Annotated in this window: 22 protein-coding genes; 6 read left to right on the forward strand and 16 right to left on the reverse strand. The window is 37.7% G+C overall.

Features of this window, described 5'->3' with window-relative positions:
* Window positions 1-27 precede the first annotated feature (27 nt).
* The 13 genes from uvrC to nadA all read right to left on the reverse strand — a co-directional run bounded on the left by uvrC (window position 28) and on the right by nadA (window position 15,282).
* A complete protein-coding gene (uvrC, locus tag ALKIM_RS0108740; RefSeq protein ID WP_044117840.1) occupies window positions 28-1,857 on the reverse strand; it encodes an excinuclease ABC subunit UvrC in 1,830 nt (609 codons plus the stop codon).
* Window positions 1,854-3,503, reverse strand: coding sequence for an adenine deaminase (gene ade, locus ALKIM_RS0108745; RefSeq protein WP_026474300.1), 1,650 nt, complete (start codon window positions 3,501-3,503; stop codon window positions 1,854-1,856). The genes uvrC and ade overlap by 4 nt, the downstream gene beginning before the upstream one ends.
* A gap of 179 nt (window positions 3,504-3,682) precedes the next feature.
* A complete protein-coding gene (gene mnmG, locus ALKIM_RS0108750) occupies window positions 3,683-5,560 on the reverse strand; it encodes a tRNA uridine-5-carboxymethylaminomethyl(34) synthesis enzyme MnmG (RefSeq protein ID WP_026474301.1) in 1,878 nt (625 codons plus the stop codon).
* Window positions 5,561-5,959: 399 nt separating this feature from the next.
* Window positions 5,960-6,388, reverse strand: coding sequence for an rRNA maturation RNase YbeY (gene ybeY, locus ALKIM_RS0108755; RefSeq protein WP_026474302.1), 429 nt, complete (start codon window positions 6,386-6,388; stop codon window positions 5,960-5,962).
* Window positions 6,389-6,391: 3 nt separating this feature from the next.
* Window positions 6,392-6,778 carry an ATP-binding protein gene (locus ALKIM_RS0108760; protein ID WP_026474303.1) on the reverse strand — a complete coding sequence of 129 codons (387 nt, stop codon included), beginning with the start codon at window positions 6,776-6,778 and terminating at the stop codon, window positions 6,392-6,394.
* A gap of 111 nt (window positions 6,779-6,889) precedes the next feature.
* Entirely contained in the window at window positions 6,890-8,035 is a 1,146-nt protein-coding gene (locus ALKIM_RS0108765) for a murein hydrolase activator EnvC family protein (RefSeq protein WP_044117841.1), read from the reverse strand.
* Window positions 8,016-8,801: a DUF4292 domain-containing protein gene (locus ALKIM_RS0108770; protein WP_026474305.1), complete on the reverse strand. Its 786-nt coding sequence runs from the start codon at window positions 8,799-8,801 to the stop codon at window positions 8,016-8,018. Before ALKIM_RS0108770 ends, ALKIM_RS0108765 begins: the two co-directional genes overlap by 20 nt.
* Window positions 8,802-8,904: 103 nt before the next feature.
* Entirely contained in the window at window positions 8,905-10,686 is a 1,782-nt protein-coding gene (locus ALKIM_RS0108775; protein WP_026474306.1) for a tetratricopeptide repeat protein, read from the reverse strand.
* A gap of 97 nt (window positions 10,687-10,783) precedes the next feature.
* Complete coding sequence (gene dut / locus ALKIM_RS0108780) at window positions 10,784-11,221, reverse strand: dUTP diphosphatase (protein WP_044118238.1); 438 nt, start codon at window positions 11,219-11,221, stop codon at window positions 10,784-10,786.
* Between the two features lie 5 nt (window positions 11,222-11,226).
* Window positions 11,227-12,678: a lipopolysaccharide biosynthesis protein gene (locus tag ALKIM_RS0108785; protein WP_026474308.1), complete on the reverse strand. Its 1,452-nt coding sequence runs from the start codon at window positions 12,676-12,678 to the stop codon at window positions 11,227-11,229.
* 3 nt (window positions 12,679-12,681) lie between these two features.
* Complete coding sequence (gene ruvB, locus ALKIM_RS0108790) at window positions 12,682-13,704, reverse strand: Holliday junction branch migration DNA helicase RuvB (protein ID WP_026474309.1); 1,023 nt, start codon at window positions 13,702-13,704, stop codon at window positions 12,682-12,684.
* Window positions 13,705-13,724: 20 nt separating this feature from the next.
* Window positions 13,725-14,108, reverse strand: a complete 384-nt coding sequence (locus tag ALKIM_RS0108795; RefSeq protein WP_026474310.1) for a response regulator — start codon at window positions 14,106-14,108, stop codon at window positions 13,725-13,727.
* 178 nt (window positions 14,109-14,286) lie between these two features.
* A complete protein-coding gene (gene nadA / locus ALKIM_RS0108800; protein ID WP_026474311.1) occupies window positions 14,287-15,282 on the reverse strand; it encodes a quinolinate synthase NadA in 996 nt (331 codons plus the stop codon).
* Window positions 15,283-15,868: 586 nt separating this feature from the next.
* Between nadA and rpiB the strand changes: the two genes are divergently transcribed.
* The 3 genes from rpiB to ALKIM_RS0108815 are packed head-to-tail and all read left to right on the forward strand — an operon-like array spanning window position 15,869 to window position 18,150.
* A complete protein-coding gene (gene rpiB, locus ALKIM_RS0108805) occupies window positions 15,869-16,306 on the forward strand; it encodes a ribose 5-phosphate isomerase B (RefSeq protein WP_026474312.1) in 438 nt (145 codons plus the stop codon).
* Between the two features lie 11 nt (window positions 16,307-16,317).
* On the forward strand, window positions 16,318-17,700 hold the full coding sequence (locus ALKIM_RS0108810) for an LUD domain-containing protein (protein WP_026474313.1): 1,383 nt from the start codon (window positions 16,318-16,320) through the stop codon (window positions 17,698-17,700).
* Window positions 17,701-17,703: 3 nt separating this feature from the next.
* Entirely contained in the window at window positions 17,704-18,150 is a 447-nt protein-coding gene (locus ALKIM_RS0108815; RefSeq protein WP_026474314.1) for an RrF2 family transcriptional regulator, read from the forward strand.
* Here the strand turns inward: ALKIM_RS0108815 and ALKIM_RS18095 are convergent.
* A complete protein-coding gene (locus ALKIM_RS18095; protein ID WP_052345498.1) occupies window positions 18,139-18,540 on the reverse strand; it encodes a VanZ family protein in 402 nt (133 codons plus the stop codon). The genes ALKIM_RS0108815 and ALKIM_RS18095 overlap by 12 nt on opposite strands.
* Window positions 18,541-18,757: 217 nt before the next feature.
* Between ALKIM_RS18095 and hemW the strand changes: the two genes are divergently transcribed.
* From hemW to ALKIM_RS0108835, 3 genes are all read left to right on the forward strand, one after another.
* Window positions 18,758-19,873, forward strand: coding sequence for a radical SAM family heme chaperone HemW (gene hemW, locus ALKIM_RS0108825; RefSeq protein WP_026474315.1), 1,116 nt, complete (start codon window positions 18,758-18,760; stop codon window positions 19,871-19,873).
* The gene (locus ALKIM_RS18100; RefSeq protein ID WP_157363866.1) at window positions 19,863-20,294 is read left to right on the forward strand and encodes a rhodanese-like domain-containing protein; all 432 of its coding nucleotides are present in this window, start codon (window positions 19,863-19,865) and stop codon (window positions 20,292-20,294) included. Before hemW ends, ALKIM_RS18100 begins: the two co-directional genes overlap by 11 nt.
* 241 nt (window positions 20,295-20,535) lie before the next feature.
* On the forward strand, window positions 20,536-21,405 hold the full coding sequence (locus ALKIM_RS0108835) for a cation diffusion facilitator family transporter (RefSeq protein ID WP_026474316.1): 870 nt from the start codon (window positions 20,536-20,538) through the stop codon (window positions 21,403-21,405).
* Between the two features lie 81 nt (window positions 21,406-21,486).
* Here ALKIM_RS0108835 and ALKIM_RS0108840 read toward each other — a convergent pair whose 3' ends face one another.
* Together ALKIM_RS0108840 and ALKIM_RS0108845 are read right to left on the reverse strand one after the other, a co-directional pair.
* Window positions 21,487-21,942 (reverse strand): hypothetical protein, encoded by a 456-nt coding sequence (locus ALKIM_RS0108840; protein ID WP_026474317.1) that lies wholly within the window; start codon window positions 21,940-21,942, stop codon window positions 21,487-21,489.
* 46 nt (window positions 21,943-21,988) lie between these two features.
* On the reverse strand, window positions 21,989-22,906 hold the full coding sequence (locus ALKIM_RS0108845) for a hypothetical protein (protein WP_026474318.1): 918 nt from the start codon (window positions 22,904-22,906) through the stop codon (window positions 21,989-21,991).
* Window positions 22,907-22,947: the final 41 nt, after the last annotated feature.

Genomic DNA, 22,947 nt, shown 5'->3' on the forward strand with positions numbered 1-22,947 from the left:
ACAGGGACTGCGCGAACATGGCAGTCCCTATTTTTTTGCAATATCTTGTCCAAAATAATCCTGGATAGATTTGGCTCTGGCAGCACCTACAACATCTTTCAACTCATCAAATGATGCAGATTTAACGCCTGATAACGATTTAAATCTATTGAGAAGTGATTCCATCGTTTTGCTTCCGATTCCGGGAATAGATTCTAACTTCGAAACAAAAGCACCTTTGCTGCGTTTGTCACGATGAAAAGAAATTCCGAATCGGTGGGCTTCATTTCTAAGGTGCTGAATTAACTTTAACGACGGCGTATTCTTATCCAGATAAAGAGGCACCGGATCTCCGGGATAAAAGATTTCCTCAAGTCTCTTGGCAATTCCAATTATGGCAATTTTATCACCTAAATTCAATTCGTTTAACGCATTCATGGCTGATCCAAGCTGTCCTTTACCGCCATCAATCACTATCAGTTGAGGTAAAGAACTCCCCTCCTCCAACATACGCCGATACCGCCTATGCACAACTTCTTCCATCGAGGCAAAGTCGTTAGGTCCTTCCACTGTCTTTATATTAAAATGGCGGTAATCCTTCTTGGAAGGCTTGCCATTTTTAAACACCACGCAGGCTGCAACCGGATAGGCTCCCTGAATGTTAGAGTTATCGAAACACTCAATGTGAACCGGCAGTTGTTTTAACCTAAGATCTTTTTGTACTGTTTCCAGAAGCTGCACATGTCGGGGTGTTTTTAAGTTATTTGACTCCTGCTTCAACTTCTCAAGCCTGTAAAACTTTGTGTTGCGTTCAGACAATTCAAGTAACTTCTTTTTATCACCTATCTGTGGAATTGTAAACTCCACACCTTTCAATGTGACATCAGGTTTAAAAGGAAGAATAATTTCAGGCGCATTGCTCTGCAACCTGTCTCTAATCTCAACAATGGCAAGAGATAGTAATTCACTCTCCGATTCCTGTAGCCGCTTTTTATACTCAATGGTATGTGCCTGAACAATGGCGCCATTTAGAACTTTCAAAAAATTGATATAAGCAGATTTCTCATCACTCAGAATAGAGAACACATCCACATTGTCAATCTTTGGATTTACGATGGTTGATTTGCTTTGGAAACCAGTTAAGAGTTTAATGCGCTGCTTTATCTCCTCGGCCTCTTCAAATTTATAATCAGTCGCATATTGATGCATCAAATCTTTCAGGTAACGTATTACAGACCCAATATTGCCTTTGAGAATGTTGCGTATGTCTTCTATGTAGTTCTGATAATCAGCTTCGGTTTGTAAACCTTCACAAGGCGCTTTGCAGTTCCCCAGGTGATATTCCAAACATCGTTTAAACTTGCCTTTGGCGATATTGTCAGCAGTAAGTTGTAGTCGACAAGTACGAATCGGATACAAGTGACGAAACAGTTCGATGAGTGTGCGCACCATTACCACAGAAGTGTATGGCCCAAAATAGAGACTGCCATCACGTATCAGTTGACGTGTTTGATATACTCTGGGAAAGGGTTCGTTACGTACCACAATCCATGGAAAAGATTTGTCATCCTTTAAAAGCACATTGTACCGAGGCTGATACTTCTTGATGAGATTATTCTCAAGCAACAACGCATCCTCTTCGGTATCGACCACAATGTGGCGGATGGTTCGTATTTTTTTAACCAACACGCGTGTTTTGCCATTCTCTGGCTCTCGGTTAAAATAGGAGGCAACACGCCGCTTTAAGTTCTTTGCCTTGCCCACATAAATAATCCGATCGTTCTCATCGAAAAACTGATACACACCCGGATTGGTTGGTAAAGTTACAACGATACCTCTGAGAGATTCCAGATGGCTATTGGCAAGTAGAAAACTCATGCTTTTTCAAAAAGAGGAACAAAATCAAATTTATTGACGTCAAACAGCCCTTTGTCACCGAGTTTTAAAGATGGGATAACCAACAACGACAAAAAAGAGAGTGTCATAAACGGTGCCCGGAGCGTGGAGCCTAACGTGTGAGCCATCTGATCTAACGTCTCATACTTCTTAGCCACAACCTCACCCCGTTCAATACTCATCAAGCCTCCAACAGGCAATGGCAAAATTTCTGTATAAGAACCATCAGAAGCAGCAATACCACCAGCGTTTTCTATCAAAGCATTTACAATGCGTACAATAGATTCATCATCCACGCCGGCAACAATGATATTGTGACTGTCGTGCGCCACAGTGCTGCCCAATGCGCCCCGCTTTAAGCCCATATTCTTCACAAAACCAACGATGGGTTTCTGAGGGTGGTATCTGTTAACAACAACCAATTTCAGAATGTCAGAGGAAAGATCAGACACAACCTCTTCTCCTGAAATGAGTGTGGGGTTCCATTTAAATTCATTTGTCAAAAGTTCTCCATCCATGACTTCAATAACGCGTATATGCTGGGTGTTGTTTGGCAAATAGACTTTGACGTCATCCGGCGAAATTGCGTTGCAATTAAAAACATTTACTGGACTCACATCGGGTAGATTAAAGTTGATGCCATTTGCTAGAGAATAAACCAGTACACCATCAATATATGTATTCTGCACATTAAAGTCAGACAAGTTATCCACTACAATTAAATCCGCAAAATCACCTTCGCGGAGTAGCCCAACTGGCAAACCATAATGTTCAGCAGGCACTACGGTAGCAGAGCGTATCAAATCAAAAAAATCTACTCCCTTTTCCAAACCAAGCCGAATCAATTTGTCGATATGCCCTTTTTGAATCAGCTCATCGGGGTGACTGTCATCCGTACAAAGCATTATGCTGTCGGCATGCTTTTCGAACAGTGGATAAAGGGACGAGAAATTTCGAGCAGCACTTCCCTCCCGGATTTGAATTTTCACTCCAAGCTTCAACTTCTCGAGAGCTTCCGCTGGAAATGCACATTCATGATCTGTCGATATTCCGGATGCCACATATTTTTTAAGAGACTCCCCGGTGAGCCCGGGCGCATGACCATCAACGGGTTTTTTCGCTGCCTTTGCAGCATTTAACTTGGCATGCACTTCAACATCATCATAGACCACTCCCGGAAAGTTCATCATTTCGGAAAGAAACCATATATCTTTGCGGCTGAGTAATCGCGACACAACTTCACTGTTGAGATTTGCACCAGAAGTTTCAAAACTGGTGGCAGGCACGCATGAGGGCGCCCCAAAGAAAAACTTAAGCGGCACTTTATTACCATCCTCAATCATAAATTCAACGCCCTTCTCCCCGGCCACATTGGCAATTTCATGAGGATCTGTAACCACTCCTACTGTTCCACGTGAAACAGCCAACTCGGCAAACCGCGAGGGCGTGAGCATGGAGCTTTCAATATGCACATGTGAATCTATCAGTCCAGGCAAAATAAAACAATCAGGAGCTGTGTCTGTTTTGCGAATTTCCTGAATAATACCATCGCAAACAACTATTTCGCCTTTATAAATGTCGCGTGTAAACACGTCTACAATATTTCCTCGTAAAATAAGATTACTCATAAAAATGGCTTTAATAATTGTGTAACTAGACAGAAACTGTGATAATAATAAAATTACTGGAGAAGGGGCTTCGCGTTATAAGGATTCGGCTGGTGACTATAAAATGGTTTATCACTGGCACCGCTGCGTAGACTAAACGCTCTAATATGTAATAATTCGTCGTTGTTCCACGTGAAACACTATCGACCCATTAATACCAATAACACATTAATATCGCTTGGTGAAACTCCACTTATTCTGGATGCTTGCCCAATCGTTTCAGGGTCTATCTTTTTTAGCTTCTGCCTACCCTCCGTTGAAATGGTGTGTATCTCCTCATAGTTAAATTTACCTTTTATGCGAATGTGCTCAAGGCGTTTTAACTTATCGGCTATTATCTTCTCACGTGAAATATAACCTTCATATTTAATTACAATCTCTGCTGCTTCAATTATCTCCTCGTATCGATCTATAGGTATCTGATCACAATATGTATTTAATGGTTTATACCATTTTACCAAGTCGAGAAGTTTAACCTGAGGACGCGAAATGATATCAATAAGTTTTATACCTTGAGAAAGCGTGGCAGAACCAACAGAAGTCAGAAAGTCATCCACATCAATTGGTTTAATACTATGACTCCTTAAGAAGTCGATCAGGCCATTTCGATGCTGGAGTTTTTGATTTAAGAGATCTAAACGATAATCATCTGCCAAACCAATATCATAGCCCTTTGGTGTTAACCTAACATCAGCATCATCCTGACGGAGTAATATACGATACTCAGCTCGGCTGGTAAACATACGGTAAGGCTCATCTACCCCTTTGGTAATTAAATCGTCAATTAACACACCAATATAGGCTTCATCACGCTTAAGCACAAAAGGTTCTTTCTGCTGCGCAGAAAGCGCTGCATTAATACCAGCTATCAATCCCTGAGCTGCTGCTTCCTCATAACCGGTTGTTCCATTAATTTGTCCAGCAAAATATAGCCCCTCAATAAGCTTTGTCTCTAAAGTGGGCTCTAACTGCGTAGGATCGAAAAAATCGTACTCAATGGCATAACCGGGACGAAAATACCGTGCATTCTCTAAACCAGGAACCATTTTTAAAGCTTCAAACTGAGCACTCATTGGTAAAGAACTGCTAAAACCATTAAGGTAATATTCAATGGTATGCTCTCCCTCAGGCTCAAGATACAACTGATGCCTATCCTTATCCTTGAAGGTTACAATCTTCGTCTCAATACTTGGACAATATCGCGGACCTAAACTCTGAATGGTTCCATTATACATTGGACTTTCGCTTAAACTCGCTTCAAGTCGATCGTGAACCTGCGAATTGGTATAAGTGAGATAACAACTACGCTGATGTAAAATTTTATTAGATACAGGCAGATAACTGAACTTATAAAAATTATCCTCTCCTTGCTGTTCTTCAAGTTTAGAAAAATCTATGGTGCGTGCGTCAATACGAACTGGTGTGCCAGTTTTCATCCGATCAGTTTTAAAACCGGCGGCAAATAATTTTTCGGTAATACCATAAGAAGCCGGTTCGGAAATACGTCCACCCTTCACCTGAGTAGAACCGATGTGCATTAAACCGTTCAGAAAAGTTCCCGTAGTAAGAATGATTTTTGATGCAAAGAATTTAACACCCAATTGAGTGATAACACCGGAAACACAATTGTTATCTAAAATTAGATCTACAACAGAATCTTGCCAAAATGATACTCTGGGAATCTGTTCCAGCGTTTCGCGCCATTTAGTTGAGAAAACCATGCGATCACATTGAGAACGTGGCGACCACATAGCCGGACCTTTACTGCGATTCAACATGCGAAACTGTATCGAAGAGGCATCGGTGACTAATCCCATACGTCCCCCCAGCGCATCAATTTCTCTCACAATCTGACCTTTTGCGATGCCACCAACAGCGGGATTACAACTCATTTGAGCTATCTTATTCATGTCCATTGTAATAAGCAAAGTCTCCATTCCCATGGTACCGGCCGCCGCCGCTGCCTCACACCCTGCGTGACCTGCTCCAATTACAATTATATCAAAATCATATTTCATATCGATAAAAAAAGAAAGGCAATGAAATGTAACAAAAAGTAAACTTAACGGGATTAATAAAAATGGCAACGATAAAAAAATATAACTCCTTTCTACAACTGAATAAAGTCAACTTAAAAAATTCTACTTCCAGATTGTTTACTAAATGAAAATTTTATATTCTTTTCCATTTCTATAAAACCTTTAACCAGCAAAAATAAGTAAAACAAATGAAATAGAAAGATGTTAATACTTAATCAAAATATTTAAAAATAGAGATACTTAAATATTTTAAAATAGCGCTCTAATAAACATAATTAAGAGTCTGTGCTCGTCATATAATAATTAGGCAAACACCTACAATGGGGTGAAACAAACCACAGGTGGTAAAAATAGAGGAATAAATTGATTTACAGAATGTTAATGCACTAATCCTGAAAGCTTCTCGAGCCAGAAATCTTCCTGGGCACGCATTTTTATGCGATCAGCATCTGTTGAATCATCCCAGCCTAGAAGATGCAATACACCATGAACGATGACACGATGCAACTCATCGTGAAATGAAAGGTTGAAATTGGCGGCATTACTTTCAACAGTATCTACGCTAATGAATAAATCTCCGGAGATAGTTTTCCGAGACGAGTAGTTGAAAGTAATAATATCTGTGTAGTAATCGTGATTTAAAAATTGACGATTCATCTTAAGAAGATACTCGTCGCTACAAAAGACAACAGAGAGAGACCCTACAGTTTTAAGTGTTGATTCTATAACTTCCTGCAACCAAGATTCGGCCTTTGTATAATCAAACAAAGGTTTCTCAACATCTTCGTTATAGAAAGCTATACTCACAAACTAAGCGATATTGAAAAAAAGTGAAACCTGGTTGCCCGAATCATTAAACTCAATTCTGTCAGCGAGATGATTCATAAGAAAAATACCTCTACCATGCGTTCGTTCAATATTCTCTGGCAAGGTGGGATCAGGCAGATTATTATAATCAAAGCCGGGACCACAGTCATGTATACAAAACTGAATTTCTTTGTCAGTCACTTGATATTCCAATACCACATCCTTTTCCCTGTCGAGTTTGTTACCATGCACAATGGCATTGTTTACACCTTCAACAACGGCTAAAAGTAATTTCCCGTAGATATCTGTATGAATCTTGTATTCTGCGGATATCTCGTCAATCAGCTTCTCAACGAGGCTTATATTATGTATTTCTGATTTTAGTATCATCCGGTTCACTTGCCTTGCGTTTTAATGTAAGTTAGATAACCATAGGGCTATAATTCAATATTTACCTTATACTAAAATATCTATAAAGAGTTTCCTAAATTACAGATTATTTTATGGTCGTAACCATTTTGCTGGATCTAATTTCTGATTTCCATTCCAAATTTCAAAATGTAAAACGCCATTGGCTTGCCCTGTCTCTTTATAAACTTTACCTAAAATCGTGCCAGCATTTACACTTTGGCCTTGTTTTACGGCTACTTCGCGCATATTGGCATATACAGTAAGAAAAGTACCGTGACGCACAATAACGGCCGTATTATAGCCAGGAATGGCCACTACCCGACTGACTTCGCCCATGTGAACCGCAAAAACATCATCGCCTGCTACACTTTGAATGTCAATACCATTGTTTTTAATGGTTACATTTTTAAGCACAGGATGCTCATGTTCACCGAAACGATTAACTATAACACCACTGGAAACAGGCCATATCAATTTTCCTGCAAAATCTTTAAAATCGGTACCTAAATTGCTAACACTTGCCGTTCTGATATATTCTAAAATTCTATTTTCCAAATCTTTGGCTTGCTTCTCCTTGGCACGCAAGTTAGTAAGTAGCCATTGTTCTTCCTTTTGCAAATTGGTAACAAGTCTGTTCTTTTCCCGACGACTATTCTCAAGTAAGCGATACTCCCGCTCTAGCTCTTGTAAGCTCTTCTCTTTTTGATCTCTTTGTGCTTTAATATCTTGCAAGAGTGCTCGGAGTTTATCTTGCGAATCTTTTAATATACGTCCCTGATTTTGTCGATATTGCGAATACTCCTTAAGCAATCTGTAACGTCTATATGCCTCTGAAAAACCATTAGCACTCATAAAAAAGGCCAATTCCTCAAGTGCATTTCTTCTTTTGTAAGTATCCTGAATAAGCAGGGCATATTCCTGTTTTATAGCGTTGAGATCAACTTCCAACTTATTAATTTGCAATTGATTGAACTCTAAACTTTGATCTATAAGGGATATTTCCTGTTCCAGCGATGCGAGCAACTGTTCGCGAACTGATACTTCACGCGCTATGACCTGAACTTGTTGAAAAGCGCTCTCTCTTGTAGATCGTTTATCTTGCAACAACTTATTGGTATTGGCAATCTCCTTTAGCAATAAATCACGCTGCGATCGAAGATTATCAACATTTTGCCCCATTAACGCCTGAGAGACAACAATAGAGAGTAATACAATTCTAAAAATTAACAACTTCATAATTACCGGGTATCCTGAAAGATATAGATTGGGAACCATTAATATCAAAACCTACATAGTTGAACTTTATAGACATAGACTCCCTGCCATGTGTTCCAAAGATGGATATTTTATTAGGGAAAGAGTGCCGATTATTAATTTGATTAAAATCAGCATACTCAATTCTTAGCACAGATTGGTTTGAGGGTTGCGAAATTATTGAGCGATTAATACGAAACTTACCCGGAGCAATCTCTAAACGGTGAATGGTAAGATCATCACCACGCTGTAAAGAGCGAGAGGCTGTGCGGTCATCTGCAGATTGCAGAATATAGAGATTATCGCCTACAGAGGCTCGATAACGCTTTATTTGACGTAAATCGGTATCAGGATAACCAAAAAGCGAGTTGGTTAAAATTTGCTGTATAATTTTGAAATTTAGGTTAACAGAGTATTGCTGTGATAAACTGCGGTAATCACCTTTCATCACCTGCCTGTTTATACGATCAATAACAGTTATATTTCGTTCATCAAGACAAATTCTGAAAACTTCTATTCCCATAAGTGGCACAACAGAAATTATAATGGCAGAATCTTTTTTGATATACATATTGGCTCTGAAAGAACGTACCTGACCGGGAATATCCAACTCTACCAATAGACGGCGGAAATATAAGGATTCATAAGGTAAATCGTTAACTTGAATCAAATCTACAAGCCTGTCTTCGCTTAAACCCACAACAGCATCACCAGTAATAATTCGCTCTTTACTTCGGCACGAACCCATGAAAAGAGTCAAAACTATAACAACAACTAAATAACAAACTAATCTCAGGTTCATAAAACAGTTCAAAGTATAAAAAATCTTCTTCTTAATAATCCCCTAAACCTTAATTTTCTGGTATAAAGGAACTGGTTCGAATCTTTTCAGCCAGCACACTGGAGACCTCGTCATCGGTTTCAGACGCCAATTTCCAGTAGACCATTGCTTTATCTACATTCCCATTCTTAAACAGAATATCACCGTAATGTTCAAGAATCACACCGCTTGATGCTCCGCCATGCTCCATAGCTTGTTCAATAATGAATAGTGCTTCTACATAACGGGCTTTTTTAAACAGTACCCAGGCGTAAGTGTCCAGGTAGGTAGAATTATTTGGCTCCAATTCAATCACTTTGCTTATCATTTGCTCAGCGCGATCTAGATCTTTGCCAACCACACTAAGATAATATGCATAGTTATTTAAAACCACGATGTTGTCAGGGTTAATCTCAAGACTTTTACGATAGGATTCGAAACTTTGTTCGGGTTTACTTAACTGGAAATAGATATCACCCAGCATACCGTATATTTGGCTTTTGAGCGAAGTATTTGAATCACTTAACTCGACAGCTTTTAACAAATAACCAACGGCATCTTCGTTACGTTTGTTGAGCAAATAGGCATAACCCGCAGTATAGTAAAAAAATCCATTTTCGGGAAATAGAGTTGCAGCACGTGTTGTGTGCTTAATCATACTCTCAAGTTCATAGTTTGTAAAAGCAAGTACTAAAAACTCCTGCCAAACATCTTCTTGATTTTCATCAATTAAAAGAGCAGATTCAAAGTGAGTAGCAGCGAGACTATCCTTGCTAAAATGCCTATAAAAATTAGCGTACAAAATATGTGTTTGAGATTCATGGGGATGCGCTTTAACCATTGCATCAAAGTAAACAATGAAATCTGAATACCCTAAAGGATTCTCTTTTGAATCAATAGACATTAAAAATGGGATAATACGTTGTATTTTTGATTCAATGTCTACATTTGAGCTTGAAAAAGCAGTTTTTAAGGAACTCTTAAAATTAGCAGAGTCTCTTTGATTCAGATAGTAATTGGCTAAACTGAAATGTACCTGACCGTTTTGAGGATCACGCAGTCGTACATCGTTATATACCTGGTAAGCCTTTGGTAACTGGTTCGTTTGCGTATAAAAATCTCCCAGATAGATACGATATACCAAATTCGCTGGGTAAGTATTTATAAGCTTTGTAAGTTCTTGTTCGGCAAGTTTTGGCTTGTTAGCAGCAACCCATACTGAATGCTTCTCTAAACTGAGCATTTCATTTATTCCTACCAGCGACTCAATTCGGTTTAGAGTATTAACTGATGCTTGATACTGACCCACACCGTATTGTATTTGCGATAAATGATATAAATACTCAGGATTTGTAGGGTATTGATCAGCAAGATATAAAGCGGATTTAAGAGCCAGTTCTATTTTGTCATTATGAAGATAAAGCTTACTTAGCAGAGAGAGAAAAAACTCGTTAGTAGGATCATATTGAACTGCTTTAAAAAGATAGTTTTCAGCGTTTTCAAAATCTCTACTCTGTATAAGTAAATTACCTATTTCAAAGTAACATGTGGCGCAAGTTGAATCTAACTTAAGTGCTTCAGTATAATAGAGTGCGGAATTGCCGAGATCGCCCATCATCTTTAATCTGTTACCTTCGAGAAACAGATACTCAAAGCGTCTTTGTACAAATTCATCCTGATGCTTTATGGTAAAGAAACGTCCGGTTGGATAAAGTACGTCTTCAAAAGAGGTAGATGCCTTCTTGGTAGAACCACATGAGGCAACAACAACGAGTATAAAAAAACTATATAGGGCATTCTTAAAATAGTTCATTCAAACGGATATTAAAATTTGAAAATCAATGTTTTTTACGTTTTCTAAAAGTAAGAAGTTATCAAAAAAGTAATCTTTTTAAAGAGATGATAAAAGATCAATGTTTTCCTGTATGGCCAAAACCTCCGGCTCCCCTATCTGTTTCAGTTAGCTCAGAAGCAATCTTCCAGTCAAAACGTTCATATTTGTTAATCACCATTTGACAAATTCGATCTCCACTATTTATCTCAAACTCCTCTGAAGAGAGATTTATAAGAATAACTTGTATTTCTCCACGATAGTCAGCATCAATGGTACCAGGAGAATTAAGTACAGTAATTCCATGCTTGATAGCCAAACCACTTCTTGGTCTGATTTGTGCTTCATAGCCATGTGGTAACTCAATGAACAATCCAGTAGGTATCAAAACACGTTCCAAAGGCTTAATAATTACTGAACTTTCTATTGATGCCCGTAAATCTACCCCCGCTGAATGTATGGTACTAAACTCAGGTAAAGGATTGTTGCTACGGTTAATAACTTTAACTTCAATCATTTGCATTATAATTTAACAGATTTACGTTGTAGTGCTAGAAAAAAGAAAACGAACAGAACATACATAGTGGTTTTGAAAATCATACTTACTATTATATTTTCAAAGCCTATTAGGTTGTCCAATGTGAACACAATTGTTCCAAACAGTATATACAGTGCAATTCGCTTCAGATTATAAGGTACCGGGTAAAATTTCTGACCAATAAAATAAGATACAAGAACCATTATACCATACCCTGCAAGCATTGCCAAAGCACCACCTAAAATTCCAATTTTTGGTATTAGAACAAAGTTTAGAGTGATAGTAATCAACATCCCAATTATCCCAAAGATAGCACCAAAGTAAGTTTTATCAGTTAGTTTATACCATAATGATAGGTTAAAATAGATGCCGTAAAAAAGCTGACTTACCAATACAAACGGGATAATCAGATTACCTTTAATATATTCGGCAGTGAGTAGAATATTGATTACATCAAGATACAGCATTACACCTAAAAATATGAAAATGCCAAAAAACACAAAATAATCCATTATACGCGCGTAAGCATAAACCCCTTTATCCTGGTTCTTAAAAAAATAAGGTTCAAATGCAAAGCGAAAAGATTGCGTAAAAAGACTCATCAGTACACCTATCTTGAAATTGGCACCGTAGATAGCCAACTGATGAAATCCATCTTCGCCAATCAACCTGGGCATTAGAATTTTATCACTATTTTGAGTGAGCATACCAGTAATACCTACAACAAGTACTGGCCATGAATAAACCATCAAACTTTTCAGAACTGAAGTATCAAATGAACCTTTTAATCTAAAGAATTCAGGTAAAAAGAAAATAATGATTCCAATACTACTTATGGCATTACTAAGCAGAATGTAAAATACACCGTTACCGGAATTATACAAATTAACAATGCTTTCAGGCAAATAATCATGTCTTATAAGCCAAGGAATAAACAACAAAAAGAATAAATTGAGAAAGATATTGGAAAAAATGCTTATCAACTTAATTACACCAAAACGTACAGAACGGTTGTGTAATCGTAAATTGGCAAAAGGGATAGCTAAAAAAGAATCAAAAGCTACTATAAGGCCCATTAAAAGCAATGAAGCGCTATATTGACCATCATAGTATACTGAACTAATAGAAGGCGAAAGAAAGGCCATAAAAAGCACAAGTATGGCACTTGTTACAGCCAACATAATTATGGAGGTCTTATAAACCGTATCACTCTGCTTTAATCTGGAAAATCGAAAAAAACCTGTTTCAAGACCATAAGTAAACATTACCAGCAGTATGGAAATGATACCGTAAATGTTAACTATTGCGCCATACTCCTGTGTTGTAATGGTACGAATGTAAAAAGGCATCAAAAGCCAATTTAACAGACGTCCAATCATAGTTGTAGCGCCATAAATTACAGTTTCACCTGCTAAAGACTTTAAGCTTGTACTCATTGATTACCCGAATAAGGAATTTTGAAGTGCGCCCGGTGTACGTCCAAAGTGTTTATAAGCTAATGCTGTTACAACCCGCCCACGAGGGGTTCGCTTTAAAAATCCCTCCTTTATTAAGAAAGGCTCGTAAACTTCTTCTATGGTTCCACTGTCTTCACCTACAGCTGTGGCTATGGTAGTTAAACCAACAGGGCCACCATCAAACTTATCGAGCAGGGTAAGAAGAATTTTCCTATCCATATCATCTAAACCATACTCATCTATGTTTAGTGCCTTAAGAGAAAATTTAGTAATGCCAAGATCAATTTCTCCGTTACCTTTTACCATGGCAAAATCTCGTACACGTCGGAGTAAAGCGTTGGCAATACGCGGAGTTCCTCTACTGCGTCTGGCAATTTCATCGGCAGCACTATGCTCTATTTTGGCATTTAAAATACTGGATGAACGCGCTACAATGCCACTTAAAATATCATTGTCATAATATTCAAGATGGCAATTAATGCCAAATCTGGCTCGTAATGGACTGGTTAGTAAGCCGCTTCTTGTGGTGGCACCAATTAGTGTAAAGGGATTTAAGTCTATTTGTATGGATTTGGCTCCCGGACCTTTGTCAATAACTATATCAATTCGAAAATCCTCCATAGCTGAGTAAAGATACTCTTCTACAATGGGACTTAAACGGTGAATTTCATCAATAAATAAAACGTCGTTGGGTTCCAAACTGGTGAGAATTCCTGCCAAATCGCCTGGTTTATCCAGTACAGGTCCGCTTGTAAGCTTAAAACCTACTTTTAATTCATTGGCAATGATGTTTGAAAGTGTTGTTTTTCCCAAACCCGGAGGGCCATGCAAAAGTACATGATCCAAAGCATCACCGCGCATTAGCGCCGCTTTAACAAAAACTTCCAGATTTTCAACGATTTTTGATTGACCTTTGAAATCATTAAAGGCTAGCGGACGCAACTGTCTTTCTTCTTCTATATCGCCTGACCAGCTTTTATCAGGGTTTCTCAAATCAATATCCATGGGTAAATTTACCTCTCTCTCTAGTTATTCACTATACCCAAATCACTGATAATGGCATTAAATATCTCAATATCGAAAGGTTTAGCCATGAAGTCATCCATCCCAATGGCGAGACATTTTTCCCTGTCAGCATCAAATGTATTGGCAGTTAAACCGATAATGGGAGTATGCGAACCACGCTGTTGCTCCATTTCACGAATTCGTTTGGTGGCTTCCATACCATCCATCACAGGCATCATTAAATCCATGAGAACAAGATCATAATTTCGTTCCTGAAGCTTATCCAATGCTTCCTGCCCATTATTGGCCACGTCAATGGAGAACCCATACCGGGTTAAATTCAAAAATATCAGTTTCTGGTTAAGAATATTATCTTCCACTAACAGTAATGACAGTCCCTTCATAACGAATTATTTGATATAAAAATTTGCAATCTATGAAGATTATCAAAGATACGAAATTATAAATTATTGATTATAAATTATAGAATGCTGAAAATTAATTGCAAAGTACAACAATAAAGTATCAAAATTCTTTGATACCATAAACTGAATATATCTGTAATTTAACTTGAAATTTAAACTAAAGTTTGAGTTTAGCAGATAAATCAAGCATACGTTCAATGGGCTTAAGAGCCTTTAAACGTATATCTTCATCCACATAAACTTCCGGATACTCATGCTTGAGAGTAAGATAGATCTTCTGTAAGGTGTTTAGTTTCATAAACTCACAATCATTGCAACCACACGTTGAATCCATTGGTGGTGCAGGTATAAAGAGTTTTTCGGGTGAGGCTTTTTGCATCTGATGAATAATACCGGCCTCAGTAGCGACGATAAACTCTTTACTCTTATTTTCAACGGAATATTTAAGCAAAGCAGCTGTACTGCCTATAAAATCAGCCATTATCAACAATGGTTTCTTACACTCAGGATGTGCCAAAAGGAGTGCGTTGGGATGGTCTTTTTTCAACTGGGCAATTTTTTCTACCGAAAACTTCTCATGTACATGGCATGCACCATCCCATAAAATCATCTCTCTACCACTCAACCCTTGTAAATAGTTACCCAAATTCCGGTCCGGGCCAAATAGAATAGGTGTTTCTTTTGGAATACTGTTGATAACCGCAACAGCGTTGGTACTTGTAACCACAATATCGGATAATGCTTTAACAGCTGCAGAGGTATTCACATAAGTAACAACTTCGTGATTTGGATATTGCTTAACAAACGCCTCAAACGCATCGGCGGGACAACTATCAGCCAAGGAACAACCGGCATTTAAGTCAGGAACCAGCACTTTTTTATCAGGTGATAGAATTTTAGCAGTTTCACCCATAAAAAATACTCCAGCCAATAGTATGATGTCAGCATTGGTTTTGGCGGCCTGTTGAGCTAAAGCAAGGCTGTCACCTACAAAGTCAGCTATTTCCTGAATCTCTTTAACCTGATAGTAGTGGGCCATGATGATTGCATTCTTCTCCTTTTTCAGACGATTGATTTCTTTTACTAAATCAATCTTTTCCGAAACACCCTCCGTCACATATCCGGCACTTATCCACTCACTATTATTATTCATATTAATTAATTTTAAAATAGAATGATAATGATAATAGCCTGTTCATTCTGTTGAGAAAACTATTTTAAATTTATTGTTTTGTATGGTTATGAAACTTTGAAGTTCACTTATGAACACTTTTCAAACTCAAAACTTGTTGAAAAACAAAACATAGCACTAGTTGTTCACAGGCTGTTAAGAACTTTCAAAGTTAGAAAATAATTCATTTGAGAGAAATCAATTCTGGTTATAAAAGGTGTTTATAACTTATTCCATGTTTTTAAAAAATATGCTTGCAGAGTTCTTTTTTTGGATACCTAGGGATTATTTCAGAGAATATCAAGAAATATTTATCTAATTCTATTCACTTGTGTCCACAAGATATTAACAATGTTTTTAACGATTGTGTTTCTCAATTGTTACTTATCTGACGGTAGCAGTGTGATAGCGATTTAAAGTAAAATTAGATATACGTACATTTAGGTAGACAGTTACTTACAAAATATTAACAGCGCTGTTAAAACCTGATGTTTATGTTTTATCTTTGAACCACTGAATTGTGTGTTAATGTAATTAATCTGGTATTTAACGTTTGAATTTGTGAATAATGAATGCTAAAAAAATTGCCATCGGATCTGATCATGCAGGTTTTGAGCTGAAAGAGATTTTGAAACAATATCTTACTGATAAAGGTATAGAAGTTATTGATTTTGGAACACATTCTGCCGATAGTGTGGATTATGCGGATTATGCTCATCCTTTAGCAAATGCCATTGAAGATGGTAGTTGCGAGGCGGGCATTACCATTTGTGGTAGTGGAAACGGAATTAACATGACTGTTAATAAACATAGAGGTATTAGGGCAGCCCTTTGCTGGTTACCTGAAATTTCTCGTCTTGCAAGGGCACACAACGATGCCAATGTGTGTACTTTACCTGGTAGATTTGTAAGTGAGGATACTGCCAAAGAAATTGTTGATCTGTTTTTAAGTACCCCTTTTGATGGAGGCAGGCATTTGCAGCGTATTCAAAAAATATGCATCTAAAAATTGTTTAAATGATTAGCAAGACAAAGAAATTTTTGTCTGATTCAGAACGGATTGTATTTGATCGCAAGCATCGAAATACAATCCGTTTCAATATTTCTAAATACCAGGTTTCTGTTGAAGCTGGTAAAAAAAGATTTAGCGCGCTGGAGGATGCAAAGTCACGCGCAGCGGTAGTTAAACGATATGTAGTTGAACATCTCTCGAGCTATTTGGAAGAGTTTGAAGAGAGAGCTACCGCTAACGGAATTGAGGTATTGTGGGCTGAAGATGAAGATGAGGCGATAATGCATATCAAAAATGTTATCGTTTCAGAGAAAATTAAGAAAGTTGTTAAGAGTAAATCAATGACCTCAGAAGAGATTGCTTTTAACGAAGTTTTTGGTGATTTAGGTGTTGAGTGTGTTGAAACAGATTTAGGTGAGTTTATTGTTCAAAATGCCGGAGAAAAGCCATACCATATACTTACACCTGCCATGCACAAATCACGTGGTGATGTGGCTCAACTGTTTAATCGATTGTTTGGCACTTCCACTGAGGCCACTGCTTCTGAAATGACAAGTTTTGTAAAGGGTGTATTGCGAAGTCAATTTGAATCGGCAGAGATGGGTTTAACCGGTGCCAATTTTCTTCTGGCCCGTGAAGGGGCTATTGCTTTAACTGAGAATGAAGGAAATGGATTGTTTTCTGTTTCTTACCCGCGTGTACATGTGGTTCTTGCTGGTATCGAAAAAATACTTCCATCAGTAGAGTATCTGGATCTGTTTTGGCCATTGCTTGCTTTGCATGGTACGGGTCAGCGACTTACTGCTTATAATTCTGTGATTTCCGGACCTGCCAATGAATCAGAATTAAATGGTCCTCAGCGCATGGTTATTGTTTTATTGGACAACGGACGTACAAATCTTTATCAAAAAAAGTATCAGTCAGAATCGCTTGCGTGTATTCGTTGTGGTGCTTGTTTAAATGCCTGTCCGGTATATAAGAATGTGGGTGGTTATACTTATAATGCAGTATATTCCGGACCAATAGGTTCAGTAATTATGCCGCATCTTAAACCAAATGATGATTATTCACATCTAAGTTTTGCAAGTTCGTTATGTGGTGCTTGTTATGATGTATGTCCGGTAAAAATCAATTTACCGGAATTACTTTTACGCAACAGAAGAGATACTGTAGAAGGTGCAAAGAAGTATGTAGGCAGCTCTTTATTAATGAAATCTTTATCTGCCGTCTTAAAAAATCCACGCTATATAAGTCATATTAATTTTAAAATTCAATCATTTTTATTCTCTTTGTTTATGAAAAAAGGTTTTGGTAAACAACGTGATGTTCCAACTATCGACAAATCATCTTTTCAATCGCAGTGGAAAAACCATCAGATAAAACATTGATTTATGTTGTCAAATACTTGTAAATACGCATTACGTTCGATAATTTTTATAGGCATAAAGTCGCAGAATGGAAATCTGGTGAACGTTCGAACTATCGCATCTGAGTTAGATGTGCCCATGCAGTTCCTGAGTAAAATTTTGCAGATTTTTGTTCGTAAGGAGATACTTACCAGTGTGAAGGGACCAGCAGGGGGCTTTAAGTTTTTGAAGAATCCTGATGATGTAACCTTATTTCAATTGGTAGAAATAATAGATGGTCCAGAGTTATTCGAACATTGTATTATTGGAACCAAACCATGTAATTCAACCGATTCAGATGTGAAAAAATGTCCTGTGCACGATGAGTTTGCATCTGTGCGACAACAGGTGGCTGAATTTTTTAAGAGCGAAACCATTGGACGTGTAATCCGTGATTACGACAATAAAGAAAAACTATTTCTAGCGCTTTAAAATTAAGCGTATCATGCGATAAAGGAAAAACCCTGCTAACACACCAAGTGTGTTTGCAATAAAGTCGAAATATTCGCAGCTGCGATTTGATAGGAGTGGTTGTAGAATTTCAATTATACCTCCGGTCGCAATAAGAGCCAAAATGTGCCAAATATTGTTTTTAGGTTTCAGGTCTGTTTGTTTCCATATTCTGGTACGGTTTCGTTCAAAGAATAGCACAAACGAAAGTGAAAAATACATTAGGAAATGCACAATTTTATCTGAACCCCTGAAATCCCAAAAATTAGAAGATGGTACATTTGAACTTTGAATAAGACTTAATATGAGGATAAATGCTCCAACCGTGATGGTTAATTTATATCTGAAAATGCTCTTTGCGAATGATGTCATATTGAAAATTTATGGTTGCAAATTACAATATTTTATGGTTTCAAATTAACTGATTTACTTTTTTTATGTTTGGAACTTCAATTTTGAAGCCAATTGTTGATAAATGCGGAAATAGTTTCGTTTTTTAGTGAATAAAGTGTTTATAACCTGTTGAAAACCCTACATAACTCTTTGTTTTTGAATGTTTCACGTGAAACATTTTATCTTGAAATATAATATGGCAGGTGTTTATTTACATATTCCTTTCTGTTTTACCCTTTGTGGATATTGTGATTTTTATAAATCCACAAAACTGGATAAAATGGATCAATTTCAGAATGTATTGTTGATGGAAATGGAAAGCAGAAGTGTCGATTTCAGATTTCCTATCGATACCTTTTATGTGGGCGGTGGTACACCATCTTTGATTGCAGCCGATTTCTATCAAAAGTTGTTTTCGCTATTGCATAAAAATTTTAATTGTAGTGTAAATATGGAGTGTACCATCGAAGTTAATCCCGATGACATTTCAGAAGATTATTTGCACGCTTTAAAAAATGCCGGATTTAATCGTGTAAGTATAGGAATTCAAAGTTTTCATGAACAAGACTTGCGCCAAATGGGACGGCGCCACAATGCACAACAGTCGATGCAAGCAGTTGCTTTGGCGAACAGTTGTGGTTTTTCTAATATTGGTATTGATTTGATATATGGATTACCATGGAGCACAGAACAGTTTTTTGAGAAAAATCTACAGATAGTAAAGGATTTACCCATTCAACATTTATCTGCCTATCATCTTACCATTGAAAAAGGAACAGGATTTCATAGATTAAAGCAGTCCGGAAAATTAACCGAAATAGATGATTCTCGCAGTTTAAGGGAGTATGAAATGCTATGTAATGAGGTTGAAAAAATGGGAATGCAACATTATGAAGTCTCTAATTTTTGTCTGTCAGGGTATGAATCAAAACATAACTCTTCCTATTGGAATGGCGTGCCTTATCTTGGTTTAGGTCCCGGAAGTCACTCCTTTGATGGAAAAAAGCGTCGATGGAATAAGTCGGATCTCACGCTGTACAACAAGGGCAATCTTGATTTAATATTTGAAGAAGAGGTTCTTTCTGAAGTTGATTTTTTTAACGAACAAGTGATGCTGGGTTTACGTACATCAAAAGGCATATCTCTGACCGAAATGGAAATACGCTTCCCACACTACTATCTGGATTTTTTAAAGCGTATTGATAAATGGATACACCGCAATAATCTGGTAGTTACTAATGGCTTTATAACGTGCAGTGAATCCTCCTGGTTCGTGGTGGATTCAATTATTGAGGATTTGTTTGTTGTTTAATAATTTCACTATGTACGCGCTGTTTCTTTTTTTTTCTTTGTTTTTTTCCAGGCCAGAGGCTGTTGAATTGGAACCAATCGTGTTTCTTGAGAAAATGGAACATTCTGGAAATTATCTTTTGATTGATACCCGGCGGGTAGAAAAATATTGCGAATCACGATTGCCCGGTGCTGTTTGGTGTGGTAGCAGAAAGATGTTGCGCGGTAAGGTGAAAGATGCTGATAAGCATATAGATCTATTTGTTTATTGTAGCATTGGAAAAACGAGTAAAATAGCCACAAAACAATTAATTCGTATGGGCTTTAAAAATGTGTATGAATTGAAGGGAGGATTTCCGTTGTGGAGCGAATTGGGATTTCCTATGGATGCGATGCCCTTTCACGATGGTGATATCTGTAATGACGTTTTATTTACTCCTTAACGCTTACTTACCAGTAGGTGTTATGTGTAGCAGATAATTGTTTTTCAATCGAGATATTCACACACAAAACAACTGACATTCATTTAATTAGTTATTAATTAGCAATTTTACAATTTAGAGTTTTTATATTGCGCTTTAAGTTTAACCTACTCATCAGTAAGTAGTTGATTGAGTATTTTGTATAGTTGATTTTGGTTGTTTGTCCTTCTTATTTTAATAGGAATGTTATAATTAAACGTAAATGAAGAAAAATACGCCTTTGATAATCACCTGGCTATCAATATTTTTGAATATACTCTTGTTTATATTGAAGTTCTGGGCTGGTGTAGTATCAAATTCAGTTGCCATTCTGGCCGATGCCTGGCATACACTTTCCGATTCTGTTTCTTCTATCGCAGTTTTAGTCGGTATTAAGTACTCTTTGCAACCAGCTGATAAAAACCATCCTTTTGGCCATGGACGCGCTGAGCTTATTGCATCGCTAGTGGTGGGTGTATTATTGGCCGTGGTTGGCTTTAATTTTTTAGTCGAGTCGGTTGTAAAGTTTAGGGAGCGTGAAGCGTTTTTTTATGGGCCATTGGCTATTTGGGTTACCGCAATTTCCATTGTCATCAAAGAAGTAATGGCCCGTTATTCAATGTACTATGGTAAAAAGTTCCGCTTCAATTCATTAATTGCCGATGGCTGGCACCACCGTTCCGATTCAATTAGTAGTATCGTGATAATGGTTGGTATTTTCCTTGGTAACCGTATATGGTGGATTGATAGTGCTTTGGGTGCGATGGTTTCCATCTTGATATTTCATACAACATACACCATCATGAAAGATTCCATCAGCGTGCTGATGGGTGAAGCGCTCGACAGGGAAACCGAAGCAAAAATTGTGGGTTTTGGTGATGGTTTGGTACCAGGAATGGAGTTGCATCCGCACCATTTCAAAATTCACCATTACGGAAATCATACCGAACTTACTTTTCACATTCGGTTACCCGGTAACTTAAGTCTTGAGGAGGCTCACGATATAGCCAGTAAGTACGAAGCTTTAATAGAAGATAATCTGAATCTGTGTGTTACAATTCATGTGGATGCGGTAGAATGTGCTTCAGAATGATATGGCACGCCATAAAACGCGAAAACGGCCTGAAATTGATTTTTTCAGGCCGTTTTTCGTCATCAAATATCTTTGGAGTTATCAGAACCCCATTTCTCCGTCGGAATACTGTCTAACGAGAGATAATACAGCTTCAGCGCAACCTTCCTCTCCGCCACGGAACGAGAAAACAAGTTGATATACTTTTGTGGTGCGGCAAACAAAGTCAAAAGCTTTATACATTTTGCCGCTTTCCAGGTTACTTACAAGCAATCGGTCCTGGTCGTATAGTTGCATAATCACTTCTTCGGGATTTGCAGGTCCGTTTACTACGTTGAAACGATAATGGTTACGGCTGTTAAGCAGTACGTTGAAACGAACCATTCCGGTTTTAACTTCATTGGGTTTTTTAACCAGAGATATAGAAAAATCTTTAATGTACTGGCTGTCTCCCATTTCCTGCAGTGCTGATTTTTTCACTGAATCGTCACATTGCGACCAACAGGTTACAGTTCCAAGCGTGAATACCAGTATCAGACTTAATATTATCTTCTTCATGTTGATTATTATTTTAGCATATTAAGTAGAACAGTCTTTGTCAAAATCAGGCAACAATTTTTGTGCGGATTTTTTCAATGATGTCCATTATGTTATTTAAAGTTTCTTCTGAATAGTGAACCGTACTTATTTCATCCTGAATAAAAATGAGCACGCCATCTTTTTCAATACGCTGAGGTTCTCCAAGTTCTCTGGTTATGCGTATGGGAGCGTATGCTTCTTTTAGCTCACGTATGTCGGCTACTAAGTCGGCAAAATTTGGTTCAGCAGCATAGTTACTCAAAATAATTTCCAATATATTGATAATATCCTTTTGCTCAGCAATTCGAATGGATAAATCCTTATTTCCAGATTCTCTAACAACACTCGAAGCAATGTAAAGACCTTCAATCCAGGCACCGGTAACAATAAGGGTACTCACGTTGCTGCGATTTTGCTCACGCAGGTAGCTGTCCATACGGTTAAAACTGGTTACTGACATCTCCATTAACGAATCCAGATTGGTTGAACTGGATGCCATACGGCGAAGTGCATTGAAATCGAAAAACTGACCAACACGAATACCATCGGCAAGCGTTTTAACTGCCAAAAGATATGATACAACAATGTTATTTTTATCAAAGGTGTTGATGTACCCTAAGTCGGCACTGAAAACACCAAGGTTTAATGCCCTTTTAAAGCTTGTTTCATATCTCGATACATTGTCGGGATTGTTAAGAATTCGCTGGGTAAAATCTACGCCCGAGGTTTTGAAAAGATTGGCCATCTCAACAGGTGATGAGATATTGCCAATAACTTCGTTCATGATCTCTTCTGAAAGCTTAAGTGGCGCGTCGGTAATTAATGAATCCGGAAGCGTGAGGGCATTTTTGTCTGATTTTTTCGATTCAGAACAGCCTGAACAACTTCCTAAAAGTTGAAATCCGGCAAGTATCAACAGGGCAATAAGTAAGTTCTTTATCATGACAATTAAATTTAATTATTTCGTTTAAGTTTAAGTTATTG

The organism is Alkaliflexus imshenetskii DSM 15055, assembly GCF_000517065.1.
Classification (GTDB): Bacteria; Bacteroidota; Bacteroidia; order Bacteroidales; family Marinilabiliaceae; genus Alkaliflexus; species Alkaliflexus imshenetskii.